Annotated in this window: 19 protein-coding genes; 13 read left to right on the top strand and 6 right to left on the bottom strand. The window is 56.8% G+C overall.

What is annotated here, in order from left to right; genetic code table 11:
• Positions 1-592: 592 nt before the first annotated feature.
• On the top strand, positions 593-1,060 hold the full coding sequence (locus ACZ0AZ_RS22825; RefSeq protein ID WP_129999318.1) for a metallophosphoesterase family protein: 468 nt from the start codon (positions 593-595) through the stop codon (positions 1,058-1,060).
• A 244-nt stretch (positions 1,061-1,304) separates the two neighbouring features.
• Here ACZ0AZ_RS22825 and ACZ0AZ_RS22820 read toward each other — a convergent pair whose 3' ends face one another.
• A complete protein-coding gene (locus ACZ0AZ_RS22820; RefSeq protein WP_463538200.1) occupies positions 1,305-1,694 on the bottom strand; it encodes a low affinity iron permease family protein in 390 nt (129 codons plus the stop codon).
• A 108-nt stretch (positions 1,695-1,802) separates the two neighbouring features.
• A complete protein-coding gene (locus tag ACZ0AZ_RS22815; RefSeq protein WP_463572245.1) occupies positions 1,803-2,435 on the bottom strand; it encodes a dTMP kinase in 633 nt (210 codons plus the stop codon).
• A 104-nt stretch (positions 2,436-2,539) separates the two neighbouring features.
• Between ACZ0AZ_RS22815 and ACZ0AZ_RS22810 the strand changes: the two genes are divergently transcribed.
• The 10 genes from ACZ0AZ_RS22810 to ACZ0AZ_RS22765 all read left to right on the top strand — a co-directional run bounded on the left by ACZ0AZ_RS22810 (position 2,540) and on the right by ACZ0AZ_RS22765 (position 10,302).
• A complete protein-coding gene (locus ACZ0AZ_RS22810; protein WP_039762885.1) occupies positions 2,540-3,601 on the top strand; it encodes an SDR family oxidoreductase in 1,062 nt (353 codons plus the stop codon).
• 374 nt (positions 3,602-3,975) lie between these two features.
• Complete coding sequence (locus ACZ0AZ_RS22805) at positions 3,976-4,491, top strand: HvfX family Cu-binding RiPP maturation protein (protein WP_463538199.1); 516 nt, start codon at positions 3,976-3,978, stop codon at positions 4,489-4,491.
• Between the two features lie 60 nt (positions 4,492-4,551).
• Complete coding sequence (locus tag ACZ0AZ_RS22800) at positions 4,552-4,971, top strand: organic hydroperoxide resistance protein (protein WP_415762459.1); 420 nt, start codon at positions 4,552-4,554, stop codon at positions 4,969-4,971.
• Between the two features lie 113 nt (positions 4,972-5,084).
• Positions 5,085-5,969 (top strand): HvfB family MNIO-type RiPP peptide maturase, encoded by an 885-nt coding sequence (locus ACZ0AZ_RS22795; RefSeq protein ID WP_463538198.1) that lies wholly within the window; start codon positions 5,085-5,087, stop codon positions 5,967-5,969.
• Positions 5,962-6,753: an HvfC family RiPP maturation protein gene (locus ACZ0AZ_RS22790; RefSeq protein ID WP_463538197.1), complete on the top strand. Its 792-nt coding sequence runs from the start codon at positions 5,962-5,964 to the stop codon at positions 6,751-6,753. Before ACZ0AZ_RS22795 ends, ACZ0AZ_RS22790 begins: the two co-directional genes overlap by 8 nt.
• Positions 6,754-7,007: 254 nt before the next feature.
• Positions 7,008-7,475, top strand: coding sequence for an HvfA family oxazolone/thioamide-modified RiPP metallophore (locus ACZ0AZ_RS22785; RefSeq protein ID WP_129999311.1), 468 nt, complete (start codon positions 7,008-7,010; stop codon positions 7,473-7,475).
• A 211-nt stretch (positions 7,476-7,686) separates the two neighbouring features.
• Positions 7,687-7,902 (top strand): tautomerase family protein, encoded by a 216-nt coding sequence (locus tag ACZ0AZ_RS22780; RefSeq protein WP_016774741.1) that lies wholly within the window; start codon positions 7,687-7,689, stop codon positions 7,900-7,902.
• Positions 7,899-8,555, top strand: a complete 657-nt coding sequence (locus tag ACZ0AZ_RS22775) for a DsbA family oxidoreductase (RefSeq protein WP_463538196.1) — start codon at positions 7,899-7,901, stop codon at positions 8,553-8,555. Before ACZ0AZ_RS22780 ends, ACZ0AZ_RS22775 begins: the two co-directional genes overlap by 4 nt.
• 75 nt (positions 8,556-8,630) lie before the next feature.
• On the top strand, positions 8,631-9,260 hold the full coding sequence (locus tag ACZ0AZ_RS22770; RefSeq protein ID WP_463538195.1) for a cysteine hydrolase family protein: 630 nt from the start codon (positions 8,631-8,633) through the stop codon (positions 9,258-9,260).
• 124 nt (positions 9,261-9,384) lie between these two features.
• Positions 9,385-10,302, top strand: coding sequence for a LysR substrate-binding domain-containing protein (locus ACZ0AZ_RS22765; protein ID WP_039762873.1), 918 nt, complete (start codon positions 9,385-9,387; stop codon positions 10,300-10,302).
• Positions 10,303-10,358: 56 nt separating this feature from the next.
• On the opposite strand, the gene leuD is transcribed toward ACZ0AZ_RS22765, so the two are convergent.
• From leuD to ACZ0AZ_RS22745, 4 genes are all read right to left on the bottom strand, one after another.
• The gene (gene leuD / locus ACZ0AZ_RS22760; protein ID WP_129999309.1) at positions 10,359-10,964 is read right to left on the bottom strand and encodes a 3-isopropylmalate dehydratase small subunit; all 606 of its coding nucleotides are present in this window, start codon (positions 10,962-10,964) and stop codon (positions 10,359-10,361) included.
• 2 nt (positions 10,965-10,966) lie between these two features.
• Complete coding sequence (gene leuC / locus ACZ0AZ_RS22755; protein ID WP_463538194.1) at positions 10,967-12,388, bottom strand: 3-isopropylmalate dehydratase large subunit; 1,422 nt, start codon at positions 12,386-12,388, stop codon at positions 10,967-10,969.
• A gap of 247 nt (positions 12,389-12,635) precedes the next feature.
• A complete protein-coding gene (locus ACZ0AZ_RS22750) occupies positions 12,636-13,943 on the bottom strand; it encodes a dicarboxylate/amino acid:cation symporter (RefSeq protein WP_463538804.1) in 1,308 nt (435 codons plus the stop codon).
• 97 nt (positions 13,944-14,040) lie between these two features.
• Positions 14,041-14,916 carry an alpha/beta fold hydrolase gene (locus ACZ0AZ_RS22745; RefSeq protein WP_463538193.1) on the bottom strand — a complete coding sequence of 292 codons (876 nt, stop codon included), beginning with the start codon at positions 14,914-14,916 and terminating at the stop codon, positions 14,041-14,043.
• A 283-nt stretch (positions 14,917-15,199) separates the two neighbouring features.
• Between ACZ0AZ_RS22745 and ACZ0AZ_RS22740 the strand changes: the two genes are divergently transcribed.
• Both ACZ0AZ_RS22740 and ACZ0AZ_RS22735 read left to right on the top strand, forming a co-directional pair.
• Positions 15,200-15,718 (top strand): sigma-70 family RNA polymerase sigma factor, encoded by a 519-nt coding sequence (locus ACZ0AZ_RS22740; protein ID WP_039762962.1) that lies wholly within the window; start codon positions 15,200-15,202, stop codon positions 15,716-15,718.
• The gene (locus ACZ0AZ_RS22735) at positions 15,705-16,685 is read left to right on the top strand and encodes a FecR domain-containing protein (protein WP_129999306.1); all 981 of its coding nucleotides are present in this window, start codon (positions 15,705-15,707) and stop codon (positions 16,683-16,685) included. Before ACZ0AZ_RS22740 ends, ACZ0AZ_RS22735 begins: the two co-directional genes overlap by 14 nt.
• Positions 16,686-16,729: the final 44 nt, after the last annotated feature.

Here is a 16,729-nt window from a genome sequence, read left to right as displayed (position 1 = left end):
AAACCGCGTGACCAATTGAAACCTCGCCTTCCATTTTGAGGGTCAACGACGAGGAGCAACCTGCGCGGGGATGACAGCGCCAGGGTGGTCCCGATCGGCTGCGACTGCCGGGTCTGTGGACGCACGACAATCTTCTGGCGCCGGGTTTGTGACCCGAAGCGCCGGCAGATAATAACCACGTTTTTTGCTGGTGAGGCAAACAAAATGTAGAAATTCTGCGAAATAAAAATCAGCCTTTTCCCACATGATTGTGACGATGGCAAAGAGACAGGGATGTCAAAAATGTTCGTACATCGTACTGCCGTTTCCTGCAGGCCACGGGCATCGAAAATCGACGCAGAGTCTTGAGTGGCCAGCGAAAAAGTCACCACGCGACATACTTCGGTAGCCGGGCGCTAACAAGCGCGAACTACGCATAACTGACAGTCACTCGGCTGTGAAGGCAGGCTTGGATCTCACCGCTGAACGCCAGGACGTTATTCTCGATCTAGCCATAATGACGAACTAAAACCCCTGAATCACTGCTTGGCAAAAGGCAGCTTTGGGTTGAAAACAGCCACTCCCACTCGAAACATCTACGGAGCATTTGCCCTTGAAAACCGCTCTGATATCCGACACTCACAATCTCCTTCGCGTTGAAGCCATTGGCGCGCTCCAAGGCTGTGACCTGATCATCCACGCCGGCGACATCGGCAACCCGGACATCCTCGCCCAATTGTCCAAAATTGCTCCCGTCCACGCCGTGCGCGGCAACAATGATCTCAGCAGCCCATGGGCCAGAGACCTCCCCGACCGTCTGACCTGCACTATCAACGGCTGGCACACCCTTCTTGTCCACGACATCGCCGACGTCCCCGCCGACCTGGATCCAGAGATAAAGCTCATCATCACCGGCCACTCTCACAAACCGTGCATCGAATGGCGCGGCGATCGTCTATACGTGAACCCTGGTAGCGCCGGCCCTCGGCGTTTCAAATTGCCGGTCACGCTGGCAATTCTCGACATACAACCCGACAGCATCGAGCCGCGCCTGATTGACCTGCTGGATGCCCCCGCCTGAAATCGCTACGGTTACCGCGATCCAGAACAGGGAATGCTGCAGCGTTTTGTGGAGGCGGTGTTCAAGCGCTTGGCGCCAGCCGGTTTCGAAGCGGTCAGGGGCAAGCTGACCGGTAGTCAAGTCTCGTCCAATTAACACTGGGCCGCGCGACAAAGGTGCCCATGCTGAGGATGCGGTGGCGAGTCAAATCGATGTAATCACGCACCTGGGGGATAGCGGCAGAAAAAAGACCTGCAATCGAGTCCTAACGAGCCCCATCATCATGGATCGGCTCTACATCAATCTCACTCGATTCACCCAACGCACGATACCGATCCCGCAATTTTCTCAGCTCGCGCGCCTCCATTTTCTCCAGACCCATCGTGGCATTCTGGGCTTCATGGGTGGCGCGTATGAGCTCATCGATCTTCAGATGCAGAATGTCGTTGTCGCGGTTCTGGGTGTTTTGAATGAGGAACACCATCAGGAACGTAATGATCGTGGTGGACGTGTTGATGATGAGTTGCCAGGTGTCGTTGTAGTGGAAGTACGGCCCTGTTCCGGCCCAGGCAATGATCAAAACGATCGCTGTCAAAAAGGTCTTCGGGCTACCTGCCCAGTTGGAAAGCGCCTGGCAAAAACGTGCAAATCTCATCTTGGAACCTCTGAATAAACCTAATCTCTTGACCTCGCTTAGTGGTGAAATACTTTGTCATATTTGCGCCGCTCGTCGGTGGTGCAGATTGGCAAGTGTGCTCAGGCGTCAGATCGAGAGGCTAGATCGGCGGCTCATCACCCGATCAATCTCCCCCACTACCCGCTCCGTCGCCTCCTCGATCGTCCCCTCATTCCGACACAAAAACCAACCCTGATCGGCAGCGGCCACCTCAAACGCCTCAGTACAAGCGACATGCTCCTCAAGACCGCGAAGTACCGTACTGCTCAAGCCGCGCCGGCGTGCCCCTGCCCTCGCCCATGAAATCTGCGCCGCTGTGATCACCCCGACATGCAGGTCGGGCACCTGGACGTTGCGGTCAATGTTCAACTGCAGGATTTCAGCGAACGGGACTATCCGGCGAAACGCCGCATCGGACGGGTACCAGCGATCGATCAGGATGATGCTGTCGGCGGGTTGTTTGGTGAGCACGTGTTGAGAAATCCAGCGGCGGCTATCAGCCAGGCGTTGGCAAACTTCCAGTTCCAGATCCCGGTCAGGATGGCGGACGAGTTGGTTCACCAAGTGCATTGTCTCGCCCCTGAACGGGTCGCTTTTTTTCTCGCAGAGTCGGATGACTTTTTGCTTGTCCGCCCTCAGGACTTCAGTGATGGCCTCCAACAGCGAGGTTTTGCCGACGCCTTTGGGTCCATCCAGAGCGACAAACAGCGGACGAGTCATTTTTCTCACAGGCTTTAACGGGGAGTAGCGAGCACTCTAACGGATTTTCAGGTTGAACCTCTGTTGCTCGGACGGACTCCCAAACTCAAATCCAGGAGAAACCTATGACCCAGACAGCTCTAGTCGTGGGCGCCAGCGGCATTGTCGGCAGCGCCATCACCCAGTTACTCATCGACAACCAGTGGCAAGTCGCCGCGCTGTCGAGGCATCCGTCGCAAGCGCAAGGCGTGATCCCCGTCGCGGCAGACCTTCAGGATCCGGCTTCTCTGGAACAGGCGCTGAGGGATGTGAAACCCACGCATGTGTTCATTACCACATGGTCGCGGCAAGCCACGGAAGCCGAGAACATTCGCGTCAATGCGGCCATGGTGCGCAACGTCCTCGCCGCCATTCGCCCAGCCAAAAGCGTCAAACACGTAGCACTGGTTACCGGCCTGAAACACTACCTCGGCCCTTTCGAAGCCTATGGAAAAGGCAGCCTGCCGCAGACACCGTTTCGCGAAGAACAGGGTCGTCTCGATGTCGAGAATTTCTATTACGCTCAGGAAGACGAACTCTTCGCCGCGGCTGAAAAGGATGGCTTCACGTGGAGCGTTCATCGTCCGCATACCGTCACTGGGGTGGCCGTGGGCAACGCGATGAACATGGCAACCACCCTCGCCGTCTATGCCTCGATTTGCAAACACACCAATCGCCCTTTCGTGTTTCCAGGATCAAAAGTGCAATGGGACAGCCTCACCGACATGACCGATGCGCGGCAGTTGGCGAAGCAACAACTGTGGGCAGCCACCACGCCGGCTGCGGCGAATCAGGCATTCAATATCACCAATGGCGATGTATTCCGGTGGAAATGGATGTGGAGCCGAATTGCCGAATACTTCGACCTGCCTGCTGCTGACTATCCTGCGTCACCCTCGCCTCTAGAGAAGCAGATGGCGGACGATCAGGCCGTATGGACGCAAATAGTCGCCGAGCACGGTTTGAAAGAGTCCGATATTGGACGTCTGATTTCCCCATGGCATACCGATGCCGACCTTGGCCGCCCCATCGAAGTGGTCACGGATATGTCGAAAAGCCGCCTGATGGGCTTCACTGCCTACCAAGCGAGTGATCAGGCGTTTTTTGACGTGTTCGACAAACTGCGAGAGATGCGCTTGATACCTTAGACGGTTGCAGACAGACCAGGGGGGCACCTAGGGTGCCCCCCCTTCAACAGGACTTTCCACGCCCTCGCCCTCCCCTCATCTGCGACGTACATTCGCTCTGCGAAATCCTCCCGCCAGTCACCGGCAGAACGCAGCCGATCGTATATCCCGACTCCAAAATAGCGCCTTCGACAGGTATTGCTCTGTATCCAAGTGTGTACGGACGCAAACACGTTACACAACGTTGATCTTCCCGCCCGCCCAGACACAAGCGAGATACACCAGCACGATGAACTGCGCTCACGGCCAGCGCAGTGCTCCTGTGCCTGACACCTGTCAGTGGGAGCACCTGAACGGCTTCCACTTTCTTGACGACAAGTCGGAGGATTAAACCAATGCAAACAAACGCCTCATCGGTCTTGAATCGGCTGCAACTTAATCTCGATCGCGCCGGGGACTGGGTCGCCCCTTTAAGCCTGCGCGCGTTTCTGGCCTGGGAATTTTTTGAAGCTGGATGGGAAAAGTGGAACGGTGAGAACTGGTTCCCCAGCATTCAAGGTACCTTTCCTTTTCCCTTCAATCAGCTGCCGGCTACGTTCAATTGGCAGTTATCCATGTGGGCAGAACTGCTCTGTTCCATTGCTTTGCTTGTAGGCCTGGGAACACGCCTCTCGGCACTGATCCTCATCGTGGTCACCGTCGTGGCAACTGCCGCGGTTCACTGGCCAGCAGAGTGGTCGACGTTGAGCGAACTGGCTATGGGGTACTCCATCAGCAACAAAGGCTACGGCAATTTCAAGCTGCCGTTGATCTATCTCGTCGCACTTCTGCCACTGGTATTCACAGGCGCCGGCAAGCTGAGCCTGGATGCATTCATCGGTCGGTATCTCAAGCGTTTGAATGCACGCTGAGTGTTATCGCGTCACAAGGTTATCGCTTTCAAACCCCGCTAGTTAACCAGGAGTTTCACCATGACCCATATTGATAAAGTGCTGTACACCGGCAAAGTCCATACCTCCTCGGGTGGACGAAATGGCACCGCCCTCAGTGACGACGGCCGACTGGATATAAAGCTGTCATCGCCTGGCACCTCTGGCGCCGGTACCAACCCAGAGCAATTGTTCGCCGCAGGTTGGTCGGCCTGTTTCATCGGCGCGATGGGGCTTGCGGCGAGCAAGCTGAAAGTCACCCTCCCGGTTGACCTTGCCGTCGACGCCGAAGTGGATCTAGGCACAACCGATGGTGCGTATTTCCTCCAGGCTCGCCTTAACGTCTACCTTCCCGGGCTGGATCGCAACGTTGCTCAAGACCTGATCAACACCGCACACCAGACATGCCCGTACTCCAAAGCGACGCGGAACAACATCAACGTGGTGATCAACCTCGTATGAGCAGAACCGTGGCGGGTTTCAATCGCCCGATTCACGCCCGCCCGGCTGCCAAAGGTGACCGTGGAGGTGGCGTGGATCGGGCGTTTCAGACGTCGAATCGGAGTATTGAGCTCATGCAAACGAACACTTCATCACCAACGCATTTAGTTCCACAGCTCCCCCTTGAGACGACCGTTGGGCTGGGGTTGCGCCGTGCGCTGCTCAACACGCTCCGTGACGCTCCAGTCGGTGATTTCGATTTTCTGGAGGTTGCTCCAGAGAACTGGATCGGCATCGGCGGAGCGCATGGTGAGGCACTGCAGTCGCTGGCTGAACGCTACCCGCTGTCATGTCATGGCTTGTCACTTTCGCTGGGTGGCAGTGCGCCGCTGGACGAGTCTTTTCTTGAGCAAGTCCGCGGTTTTCTCGATCGCTTCAACGTGCCGTTCTATAGCGAACACCTGAGTTACTGCAGTGACGATGGCCATTTATACGACCTGCTGCCGTTGCCATTCACTGAGGAGGCCGTTCATCACGTTGCTGCGCGCATCCGTCGTGCACAGGACATTCTCGGTCGTCGTCTTGCTGTAGAGAACGTCTCTTACTACGCCGCTGCTCATCAGGACATGGACGAACTTACGTTCACCAATGCAGTGCTCCGCGAGGCCGATTGCGACCTGTTGCTCGACGTTAACAATGTGTACGTCAACTCAGTGAACCACCGCTTCGATCCAGCGGTTTTCCTCGCCGGTTTGGAACCAGAACGCGTAGTCGCCATGCATGTGGCTGGCCATTACGACGAAGCCGAGGACCTGATCATCGACACCCATGGTGCGTCGGTCAAACCGGTAGTCTGGTCATTGCTGGGCCAGGCTTATGGTCTATTCGGTGTGAAACCAACGCTGCTGGAGCGCGATTTCAACTTTCCGTCCTACGACGAACTGGTGGCTGAGTTGAATACCATTCGGCGCTTGCAACGCGACGCCAATGCTCTGGTGCGGGTGACTGTCGATGGCTGACTCCCCTTCAAGTTTGCACAGTCAGCAGCTCGCGCTGACCCGGTACCTGCGTGACCCGGACAGTTATGCGCCGCCTGCGCAGATGAATCCCGCAAGAGCGCAGGTCTATCTCAACCTGGTGTTGAACAATCTATTGGGGTTGCTGGGCGGAACGTTTCCGGTGCTGGTTGCCGTGCTGGGTAACGCCGGTTGGCGTGCGCTCGTACGGCGTTTTTTGCGTGACTACCGCGCGCAGACACCACGCTTCGGAGAAATTGCTCGTGAGTTTGTAGACTTTGTAGCGAGCCTGAGGGACTCGCCTGATCATGAACATCCCTGGTACCCGTTCTTGCCTGAATTGGCCCATTACGAGTGGGTGGAAATGGCGCTGCAACAGTTGGACGCTGCGCCGTTACAGGCCAGTGATGCGGCGCATTTACTCGACCGTCCCCTCAGGCTTTCCCCACTCGTCTGGCCGCTGGCTTACACCTGGGCGGTACATCGTCTCGGGCCAGGTCATCTGCCTTCTGAACCGCCAGAACAACCGACGTTGCTGCTGATCAGCCGTGTGCCGAGTGGCCAAGTGCAGTTCTCCCAGGTCAGCCCTCTCGCGTTCCGTTTGTTGCAGCGGATCGAGCAGTTCCCTGACATGGCTGGTCGAGCGCAGTTGCACGCGTTGGCTGCGGAGGCTGGTGCTTCAGACGTGACCGGCTTCGTCGCTGACGCACTGGTGCTGCTGCGCCAGCTGCATGCGCAAGCTGCCGTCGGCGTAGCAGCGACACCCGTTTTAACGCTGTTGTCCTGACTGACGAGCAAAGGCTGAGGTCGGTTTTTGTATCTCTATGTACCCAAACGCGAAGTCTTGGGATTGGCTTACAAATGCTCCTCTTGCCTGATACATCGCCGATACATGACTCCCGCTAAATAGCCCTGCCCGAACAAGATCGCTCTGTCGAAGTGAAAGACGCTTGCGCCCTTCGCCCGGAGCTTCTTTGAGGGCCGATCCGCCCCTGTGGCATGAACCGCGGCCTGGCCGCGCAAAGCATCTGGAGAAGCACTATGTACCGTACACCTTTCTCGAACAAAACCAGTCTCGGCCTGGCCGCTATCGCTTTGGCCGGTGGCATGAGCCTGGCATCGTCTGCGGCTTTTGCGGTTGAGCAATTGCCTCAAGGCTATCAATTGGCATCGGCGGATAAAGCCGGCGAAGGCAAATGTGGCGAGGGCAAATGCGGCGCTAGCGAAGCCAGCGACAAGTCCGCTACTGCCGAAGGCAAGTGCGGCGAAGGCAAGTGTGGCGACGACTCTTTCGCTCGCACAGACACCGACCATGATGGCCTCGTCTCTCTTAAAGAACTGCTGGCTGTAGCGCCTCAGGGCGGTGAAGAATTCAAAGCGATGGACACCAACCACGATGGTTTTCTTTCGGAAGGTGAGGTCTACAAGTTCAGAACCAACCAGTACATTTCCAATGGCAAGAAAGTACCCACCGAGCTATTTACCCGCATGAGCAAAGCGCAGAACTGATTCCTCCCGCCGTAGCATCCGCCCTCCCCGCGCCCGCAGCCAGGGAGGGCGATTTACCTTCTGCAAAGCGCCCACGCTGAAAGCGGATTGATTACACAGCGTTATAAGTGATGTGCTCCACCCCCGATTTATCCGCTGAACGCAACACTCTAAAGTCCATCCCACTGCTCCCCTCATCATGTCGATGGGGCGCCAACAGGAGACTTATCCCATGCCTTTCATCAGCGTTCGTATCACTCGCGACGGCGTTACCAAAGAACAGAAATCTCAAGTCATCGCCGAGATCACCAAAACCATGCAAACCGTCCTCAACAAGGACCCGCACCTTACCCACATCGTTATTGAAGAGGTCGACACCGATAACTGGGGCTATGCGGGAATTACCACCACCGAGTACCGCCAACAACTGACGGAGTCGAAGAAATGACTTTTCCCGTCAGTATCGACTTTGTATCGGATGTTGTGTGCCCCTGGTGCGCACTCGGCGCCACAGCGCTGGAACAAGCCATCGCCAATGTTGCCGGCGAGGTTGCCGTGGAGCTGACCTTCAAGCCCTTCGAACTGAACCCGGACATGCCGGCCGAGGGCGAGCACGCCATCAAGCACATGATGCGCAAATACGGGCGCAGCGCCGAAGAAGTCGCCTCGCGCAATGAAATGATCGTCGCGCGCGGCAAAGCCATCGGTTTTCAGTTCGACCTGGAAAAGCGCAGCCATTTCTACAATACCTTCGATGCCCATCGCCTTCTGCTCTGGGCCGCGCAGGAAGGTCGCCAGGTCGCGCTGAAGATAATCCTGCTCAAGGCTTATTTCACCAATGGCGAGAACCCCAGCGACCACGAAACACTGGTGCGCCTGGCCGGTGAAGCGGGACTTTCAACCTCCCGCGCCCAAGAGATTTTGACTAGCGAGGCGTTCGCTATCGAGGTTCGTGAACTTGAACGTTTTTACCTTGAACGCGGGATTAACTCGGTCCCGGCCATGGTGCTGAACGGTCGCCAGTTGGTGTCCGGATCGCTATCCGTCAAGGAATACGAACAAATCCTCAGGCAAGTGGCACGAGAGTCCGCCCCGGCCTGACAGAAAGATTTACCAGCATGGGCGCACGGGCGAGCCCAGCGCACCGCTCACTCAACTTGCGTGGAGTACATCGTCATGTCGAACGCCCCTTATCCGCTCAATCGCACCGCTTACCTGCTGGTCGACCCGTACAACGATTTCCTCTCGGAAAACGGCAAGGTCTTCCCCTTGATCAAGCCGATTGCCGAACAGGTCGGGCTGCTCGACAACCTGCGAGCCCTCGATCGCGCCGTACGAGCGCAGAACATTCCGGTAATCATCGTGCCGCACCACCGCTGGGAACATGGCGACTACAAAGGCTGGGATCATCCAACACCGACCCAGTGCAAAATCATGCACATGCACCACTTCGCACGCGGTGAATGGGGCGGCGAATGGCATCCCGATTTCGCGCCGAAGGACGGCGACATTGTCGTGCAGGAACATTGGGGCGCCAGCGGCTTTGCCAATACCGACCTTGATTTTCGCCTGAAGCAGAAAGGCATCACCCACGTCATCATCGTCGGCCTGCTCGCCAACACCTGCATCGAAGCGACCGCCCGCTACGCCTCGGAATTGGGCTACCACGTCACGCTGGTGCGCGATGCGACCGCCGCTTTCCGCGCGGAAATGATGCACGCCGCCCATGAGTTGAACGGGCCGACTTTCGCTCATTCAATCGTCACCACCCAAGAATTGATTGAGGCGCTGGCACAACAGGAGTAAAGGCCGATGAGCCTCACCGGACAACTCGCATACTGCGAACTTGCACTGGCCCCATAGAAGGCTGATAACCCGAATCGCTGTTATTATTCCCGGACTATAGGTAAATGGCGGCTTTATTCGGCGTATGAACACGAATCGTGAGCAGTTTCCGTTGCCGGAAGATTTAAAGGTCTTCCTGACTGTTATCCGAAAAAACGGCTTCGCGAATGCCGCCGAAGAGTTGGGTTATTCACCTGCCTACATAAGCAAACGCATTTCCGTACTTGAGGCGACTCTAGCCACAAAGCTGCTGCACCGCACAACAAGACGTATTGCGCTGACCGACGACGGCGAACGAGCCCGGCAATGGGCAGAAAAACTGCTGGGAGACCTCCAGGAATTTCTTGGCGAAATCTCCGCAGCGCGGCATCAACCTACAGGGTCGCTGCATATTTGCAGCAGCTTCGGTTTTGGACGTAACCACGTAGCACCAGCGATCTGCAAACTATCGCAGACCTACCCGAAACTCGATATCCGTCTGGACGTGTTTGACCGTGTAGTCGATATCGTCGGCGAGGGGTTTGACCTTGAGATACGTGTCGGGGATGACCTGCCGGGTCAGCACCTGGGCCGAAAACTTGTGAGTAATCGACGAGTGCTCTGTGCAACTACGGAGTATCTGGAGCGGCGCGGCATGCCTCACTCATTAGATGACCTGGCCGCCCATGATTGCTTGGTACTGAAAGAGCGAAATAACGCATTCGGCGTTTGGAACCTGACAAAGGACGGACACGAAGAGTCGGTGCGCGTAAGCGGCCCTTTGTCCTCCAACAACGGTGAGATTGTTCTGGAGTGGGCATTGAGCGGTGGAGGGATCTTGTTGCGATCGATGTGGGACGTTAAACCGATGCTGGAACAAGGACGACTGGTGCAAGTACTTCACGGATACACTCAAAGCGCGAACGTATGGGCTGTGTACCCCACCAGACTTAGCGAGTCGGCAAAATTGAGGGTTTGTGTCGAGTTTCTCGAAGAGTATTTTCGCCATCTATCGGTTGAGTGATGCCCTGGCGGTAGATCTCAGCATGCGATCTACCGTCGACACTGTTTCCATCTGGTTCACAACCAGGGATTCTCCGACAGATACCGGGTTTCAAAGCTGCGAATCTGTTCGGTACGCCGAAGCGTGGTGCCAATGGCATCCAGGCCGAGTAACAGCGACTGCTTACGCAATTGATCAATCTCAAAGTGAATAACTGCACCGTCAGCTAATTCGATCGTTTGCTCTGGCAGACTCACGTTGATCTTCGCTGTTGCTGCGTTGCTGATAACGCCTGCAATTTGTTTCAGTTGCGCTTCGGACACCTGGATGGCCAGCACGCCATTTCGCTGGCAGTTGTCATAAAAAATACCGGCAAAGCTAGTGCCAATGAGTGCTCTGATACCGACTTGTTTCAAGCCCCAGACGGCATGCTCGCGGCTTGATCCACAACCGAAGTTTGGCCCGACCACCAGAAAAGCGGCATCGTTCCAGGCGGGCTGATTGAGAATGAAAGCTGGATTGGGTTCGCCGGACTCAAGAAATCGCAGATCGAAGAACAGGCCTTGGTCCAGCCCCTTGCGATCGATCCCCTTGAGGAACTGCTTGGGCATGATGACGTCGGTGTCGATGTTGGCAGCCAAAAACGGTGCCGCACTGCCGATTACCGTGGTGAAAGGTTGCATGTTCACGCCTCCAGAGCGAAAGATCGAACGTCAGTCAAATGCCCGGTAATCGCCGCCGCAGCGACCATCGCGGGGCTCATCAGATGGGTGCGCGCACCGGCGCCCTGACGGCCTTCAAAATTGCGATTGGTACTGGATGCACACCGGTCACCGGGTGCGAGCACGTCATCATTCATGGCCAGGCACATCGAGCAGCCTGATTGCCGCCACTCAAAACCCGCATCCAGGAAAATCTGCGCGAGCCCCTCCTCTTCCGCCTGGCTACGCACCAAGGTCGATCCCGGGACGATCATTGCTCGCACATGGGCAGCGACTCGTTTACCGCGCACCACTCGTGCAACATCACGCAAGTCTTCAATCCTGGCATTGGTGCAGGAACCAATGAACGCATGGCTAATTATCACGTCGCTGAGCGGCATTCCGGGTACCAGGCCCATGTAGTCCAAGGCTCGCTGCATGCCCTGACGCAATATGAGGTCTGTCTGACTGGCGGGATCTGGTACACGACTTCCAACCGGCGCCGCCTGATCAGGGCTCGTACCCCAGGTGACCATGGGTTCCAGCGCACCAACATCGAGAGTGACTTCACGATCAAAGAGAGCTCCTTCGTCGCTGTGCAGTCCTCTCCATTTCGCGACTGCCTGCTCCCACATCTCGCCTTGAGGTGCGCGGGGCCTGGATTGCAGGTAGGCAAAGACTTTTTCGTCCGGTGCCATGAAGGCGCCTCTCGCACCAGCTTCTACAGCCATGTTGCAGATGGTCATCCTGGCTTCAACGCTGAGGTCATTGATCGTCGGCCCCGCAAACTCAATTGCGTAACCTGTGGCGCCCGAAGCTCCGATCTTTTCGATCAGCGCCATGATGATGTCCTTGGAGGTGACGCCGGTTGCGAGTAAACCGTTCACCGTTACACGCATGGTCTTCAAGCGTTTGTAGACCAGCGTCTGTGATGCCAGCAAGTGTTCTATTTCGGAGGTGCCGATGCCGAAACCAAACGCGCCCAATGCACCATAGGTCGTGGTATGACTGTCGCCGGCTGCGACGATCATGCCCGGCAGTATGAAGCCTTGCTCAGGCGCAACGACGTGCTCTATGCCTTGACGTTTATCGAGAACATCGAACAGTTCAATTCCGAAGTCTCGGCAGTTTTCTTCGAAGTAAGAGACCTGTTGTGCGCCGCCGGCGTCCGGCATTGTGGCAATGCGCATTGGAGCAGTCGGGTTAACGTGGTCTACCACCGCCAGAGTCGCGCTCGGGCGCCAGACCTGGCGGCCTGCTTCACGCATACCGCTAAAGGCCTGTGGACTTGTGTATTCATTAGCGACTTGGCGGTCAATGTATAAAAGGACATGGCCCTGATCATCGAGAACACAAACAGTGTGGCTGTCGATGTGTTTCTGGTAGAGCGTTCTGGGGCTATTCATTGAATGGGCTCTTTTTCGGTCTAGGCAAGAATACGGGTGCGCTATGTCAACAGCTTATTTTCGCCGCAGATTCAGTATCAATAGCGATAAGGTGAAGGCGTTGTGCACGGTGCGTGAATAATCGGAAGTTTGGTGAGATTCATTAGTGGCCAGGTCATATCTTGAGCAGGAACAGCACCAAGACAGTTATTGCGATTCGAAGCGGCGTAGTTCTGGCGGCATGAGCCACCGGAATGCCGGGGGCGGCCTATTCGGGGGAAAGCCTGGCAGCCGTTGCGGCTGCCCGTGAATGACGGCCGCGCTTGAGGGCGATCGGTGCCATCTTGCTGCGGTCCAGTTCACCCTCCCAGGCCGCCACTACAAGGGCTGCGACGGCATTCCCGATGATATTGGTCAGGGATCGGCATTCCGCCATGAAACGGTCCACCCCGAGGATCAACACCATCGCCGCCACAGGCACCGTAGGCACTACCGCCAGGCTCGCGGCCAGCGCGACGAAACCCGCACCGACCACTGCGCCCGCCCCCTTGGAAGTGAGCATGGCCACCGCCAGCAAAGTCAGCTGTTGCTCAAGACTCAAATCGATGTTGGTCGCCTGAGCCAGGAACAACACAGCCAGGGTCATGTAGATATTGGTCCCGTCCAGGTTGAAGGTGTAGCCGGTCGGAACAACGATCCCCACTACACCTTTGGAGGCACCAAGGCTTTCAAGTTTTTGAATCAGTTGCGGCAGCGCCGATTCTGAAGAGCTGGTGCCAAGCACAATGAGCAGTTCGGCCTTGATGTACGCCAACAGTTTGAAAATATTGAAGCCGGCATAGTGGGCAATGCTGCCGAGTACGCAAGTAATGAAAATGAATGCCGTGAGATAGAAGGTACCGATCAGTTTCAGCAGCGGCAGCAATGAGCCGAGGCCGTACTTTCCGATGGTAAATGCAATCGCGCCAAACGCTCCGACAGGTGCCACGCGGCTGATGATGCCAACAATGCGGAAGAATACGTCGCTGGCCTGGTTGATCACGCTTACCAGTGGGCGGCCCTTTTCACCGACCATCACCAGCGCTATGCCGAACAGCACCGAAACGAACAGCACGGGCAGAATCTCACCCTTGGAGAAAGCATCAAAAAACGTCGTTGGAATCACGTGCAGCAAAAAACCGGTAATGCCTTCGCCGTGCTCCGCCTGGCCGACAAAACCGGCAATCGCCGTAGAGTCGAGGGTCCTGACGTCGATGTTGAAGCCCGCCCCCGGGTGCAACAGATGGGCCGCCATCAACCCAATGACCAGAGCAATGCTCGAAACGATTTCGAAATACAGCAATGCCTTGCCGCCCACCCGCCCGACTTGCTTCACGTCGCGCATACTCGTGATTCCCGAGACCACCGTGCAGAAGATGATCGGGCCGATAATCATCTTGATCAGCTTGATGAATCCGTCACCCAATGGCTTCAAGTCGACGCCAATCTGGGGCCAGTAGTGGCCGACCACGATGCCCATGGCGATTGCTATGACGACCTGCACATAGAGCGTTCCCAGCAGTTTTCTGATTGTCATTGTAATTATCTCCAGACGAATTTCGGGCATGACTATTGCGCGCAGGCCAATGATGTCCTGCGGCGCAAGGCTGGTTCATATCAGTGAACGGCGGGTGTCAACGCAGGAAAGCCATGGCCTCGGCGAGCAATACCTCTGGGACTTCTTCAGCAAGGTAATGGCCGGCGGGCAACGCCTTGCCAAGAACATCTGTGGCGACCTGTTGCCATTCCTTGAGCGGTTCGAAGCAACGGCCGACCGTGCCTTCGGCGCCCCATAAAACCAGCAATGGAAGACTCAGGTGACGACCGGCTTCGATGTCGGCACGGTCATGCTCAAGATCTATGCTGGCGCTGGCGCGGTAGTCCTCACAGATACCCCGGGCGGCGCCCGGAAGTTTCAGGCAACGCAGGTATTCGCCGAAAGCTTCGGGAGTAAACGGTTTGAGCCCCGCACTACGACTGCCCATCACGCTGCGCAGGTAGGCTTCCGGATTGGCTTCGATCAGGGTTTCCGGCAATGGTGCCGGGCGGATCAGGAAAAACCAGTGCCAGTACGCACGGGCAAATGCTTCGTTGGTTTGGGCGTACATCGACAAGGTTGGCGCGATGTCCAGCAGCACCATGCGTTGCACCGCAGCGGGATGATCCAACGCCAGGCGATGGGCAACGCGGGCGCCACGGTCGTGGGCCAGCAGAGCGAAGCGTTCGAAGCCCAAGGAATTCATCAGCTCGACACAGTCCTTGGCCATTTCGCGTTTGGAGTAATTGGTGTAGTCGTCGTTGGCTAGAGGCTTACCGCTATCACCATAACCGCGCAAGTCGGCGGCGATCACGGTGAAATGCTCGGCCAGTTGTTCGGCGACCTTGTGCCAAATGACATGGGTCTGAGGGTGCCCGTGCAGCAACAGCAGGCCCGGCCCGCTCCCGCCAATGCGATAGGCAATGTCCACACCGTTGACATGACGCTGGTCTTTGAGGAATCCGGCAAACATGGGGTGACTCCTTGTTGTAGTTGCCTACATCCTGAAATCGTTGGCGCCAAAGAAAAAGTCGCAAAGCGTGGTGCGATTATTCATGAAGCGTGTTCAAAGGACGCTCGATCCATCACTTGGCGAACAAACTGCAGTCTTTAAAGAATATCTGACATCGCTTTTTTAATAAGCCCCGCTTAGACGGGGCTCAGTGCGTTAATCGCTTCATGTGCCGTATTTGCTTGACGCCCATCGCCTGAGTAGAATGCGATTCATTATCAATCATGTATGTCCCGGGATGCCGATGCGTAGCGACGAAACACTAGGTACTGCAGATCCAGGGCTGCTCTATCGCACCCATTTCTCGTGGTTACAGGGTTGGCTGATCCGACGCATCGGGTGTCGCGATAATGCCGCAGATCTGGCGCAGGACACTTTCGTCCGTGTGCTCAAGCACCGTCACCAGTCCGGCGTCCTGCGCGAGCCACGTGCTTATTTGAGCAGCATTGCCCGCGGGTTGATGATTGATCAGTATCGTCGTCGCGAACTCGAACGTGCCTACCTGGAAAGCATCACCTTGCTGCCTCAGCACGAGGTTCCATCGGAAGAAAGCCGGCTGATGATTCTCGATGCGCTCGAGCGCATAGACCGTCTGCTTGACTCGCTTAAACCAAGAGTACGCCAGGCGTTTTTATTTGCCCGACTCGACGGTCTGACCTGCGCGCAAATCGCCGAAAAGCTCGGAGTTTCCCGCGCGACGGTGGAGCGCGACCTGGCCACGGCCCTGCAACATTGCTATCGCTTGCGTTATGTCGAGGCCTGAGCCCGAGGCGCTGGATCCGGCCATTGTCGACCAGGCGATCCAATGGCTGGTGCGCCTTCGCTTCAATCAAGCCGATGAACAGACACAGCGCACGTTCGAGCACTGGCTGCAGCAGCGCCCGGAGCATGCGTTGGCATGGCAGCGTGTGGAAACGCTTGGCGATGAATTCGAAGGCGTGCCAGCTCAGTTGGCTCGACAAACCCTTAAGGGCGCCCGGCAGGGAATGCGCCGGCGGGAAAGCCTGAAGCTACTGGGCGTATTGGCGACTGTCGGCACGGCAGCCTGGCTCGGCCGCGACTACACCCCCCTGCCCTCCATGCTTGCACAGCAGCGCAGCAGCACCGGCGAGCAACGACGTTTCCAACTCGATGATGGCAGCCTTATCCAGCTCAATAGCGATAGCGCTGTCGACAGCGATTTCGACGCCCAGCGGCGCCTGATCATCCTGCGCCGAGGTGAAATCATCGTGAATGTCGGTGCGGATCAATACTCGCCGCAAGCGCGACCGTTGTGGGTGCAATCACGCGACGGGATCATGCGAGCCCACAGCTCGCGCTTTCTGGTGCGCGAGCGTGACGGCGGCACTCTGGTCGCGGCGCAGGAAGGATCGGTCACAGTTTTCCCCGGTTCCGGTCAAGCGTCTGCGAGCCGCAGCGTTCTGGCAGGAAACCAACTGCTGTTCACCTCAAATGACGCCCGAACGTTCAGGGACAACGGCCTTGATCTATGGGCTTGGGGTGACGGAGTGATCAGTGCGAACCACATGCGCCTTGGTGACTTTATCGCGGAGTTGTCGCGTTATCGCCCAGGAGTCTTGCGCTGCGCCGAAGAGGTCGCTGATCGACGCGTTTCCGGCACCTTCCAGCTCGACGACAACGATCGGGTCCTGGCATTGATCGCGCAGTCACTGCGCCTGCACATTGATTACCGAACCCGTTATTGGGTCACCGTGAGCGCTGCCACCTGACTCCACCCGAATATTTTTTTGCTACCTGAAAAATAATGAGGTGG

The organism is Pseudomonas sp. AC239, from assembly GCF_979258545.1.
The sequence above is the reverse complement of the archived record's forward strand: the minus strand, read 5'-3'. Positions and strand labels throughout refer to the sequence as shown.

Coding starts and splice junctions, on each gene's coding strand:
- ACZ0AZ_RS22820 (WP_463538200.1), bottom strand. CDS start 1,694: ATGAGATTTGCACGTTTTTGCCAGGCGCTTTCCAACTGGGCAGGTAGC.
- ACZ0AZ_RS22815 (WP_463572245.1), bottom strand. CDS start 2,435: ATGACTCGTCCGCTGTTTGTCGCTCTGGATGGACCCAAAGGCGTCGGC.
- ACZ0AZ_RS22810 (WP_039762885.1), top strand. CDS start 2,540: ATGACCCAGACAGCTCTAGTCGTGGGCGCCAGCGGCATTGTCGGCAGC.
- ACZ0AZ_RS22805 (WP_463538199.1), top strand. CDS start 3,976: ATGCAAACAAACGCCTCATCGGTCTTGAATCGGCTGCAACTTAATCTC.
- ACZ0AZ_RS22800 (WP_415762459.1), top strand. CDS start 4,552: ATGACCCATATTGATAAAGTGCTGTACACCGGCAAAGTCCATACCTCC.
- ACZ0AZ_RS22795 (WP_463538198.1), top strand. CDS start 5,085: ATGCAAACGAACACTTCATCACCAACGCATTTAGTTCCACAGCTCCCC.
- ACZ0AZ_RS22790 (WP_463538197.1), top strand. CDS start 5,962: ATGGCTGACTCCCCTTCAAGTTTGCACAGTCAGCAGCTCGCGCTGACC.
- ACZ0AZ_RS22785 (WP_129999311.1), top strand. CDS start 7,008: ATGTACCGTACACCTTTCTCGAACAAAACCAGTCTCGGCCTGGCCGCT.
- ACZ0AZ_RS22780 (WP_016774741.1), top strand. CDS start 7,687: ATGCCTTTCATCAGCGTTCGTATCACTCGCGACGGCGTTACCAAAGAA.
- ACZ0AZ_RS22775 (WP_463538196.1), top strand. CDS start 7,899: ATGACTTTTCCCGTCAGTATCGACTTTGTATCGGATGTTGTGTGCCCC.
- ACZ0AZ_RS22770 (WP_463538195.1), top strand. CDS start 8,631: ATGTCGAACGCCCCTTATCCGCTCAATCGCACCGCTTACCTGCTGGTC.
- ACZ0AZ_RS22765 (WP_039762873.1), top strand. CDS start 9,385: ATGAACACGAATCGTGAGCAGTTTCCGTTGCCGGAAGATTTAAAGGTC.
- leuD (WP_129999309.1), bottom strand. CDS start 10,964: ATGCAACCTTTCACCACGGTAATCGGCAGTGCGGCACCGTTTTTGGCT.
- leuC (WP_463538194.1), bottom strand. CDS start 12,388: ATGAATAGCCCCAGAACGCTCTACCAGAAACACATCGACAGCCACACT.
- ACZ0AZ_RS22750 (WP_463538804.1), bottom strand. CDS start 13,943: ATGACAATCAGAAAACTGCTGGGAACGCTCTATGTGCAGGTCGTCATA.
- ACZ0AZ_RS22745 (WP_463538193.1), bottom strand. CDS start 14,916: ATGTTTGCCGGATTCCTCAAAGACCAGCGTCATGTCAACGGTGTGGAC.
- ACZ0AZ_RS22740 (WP_039762962.1), top strand. CDS start 15,200: ATGCGTAGCGACGAAACACTAGGTACTGCAGATCCAGGGCTGCTCTAT.
- ACZ0AZ_RS22735 (WP_129999306.1), top strand. CDS start 15,705: ATGTCGAGGCCTGAGCCCGAGGCGCTGGATCCGGCCATTGTCGACCAG.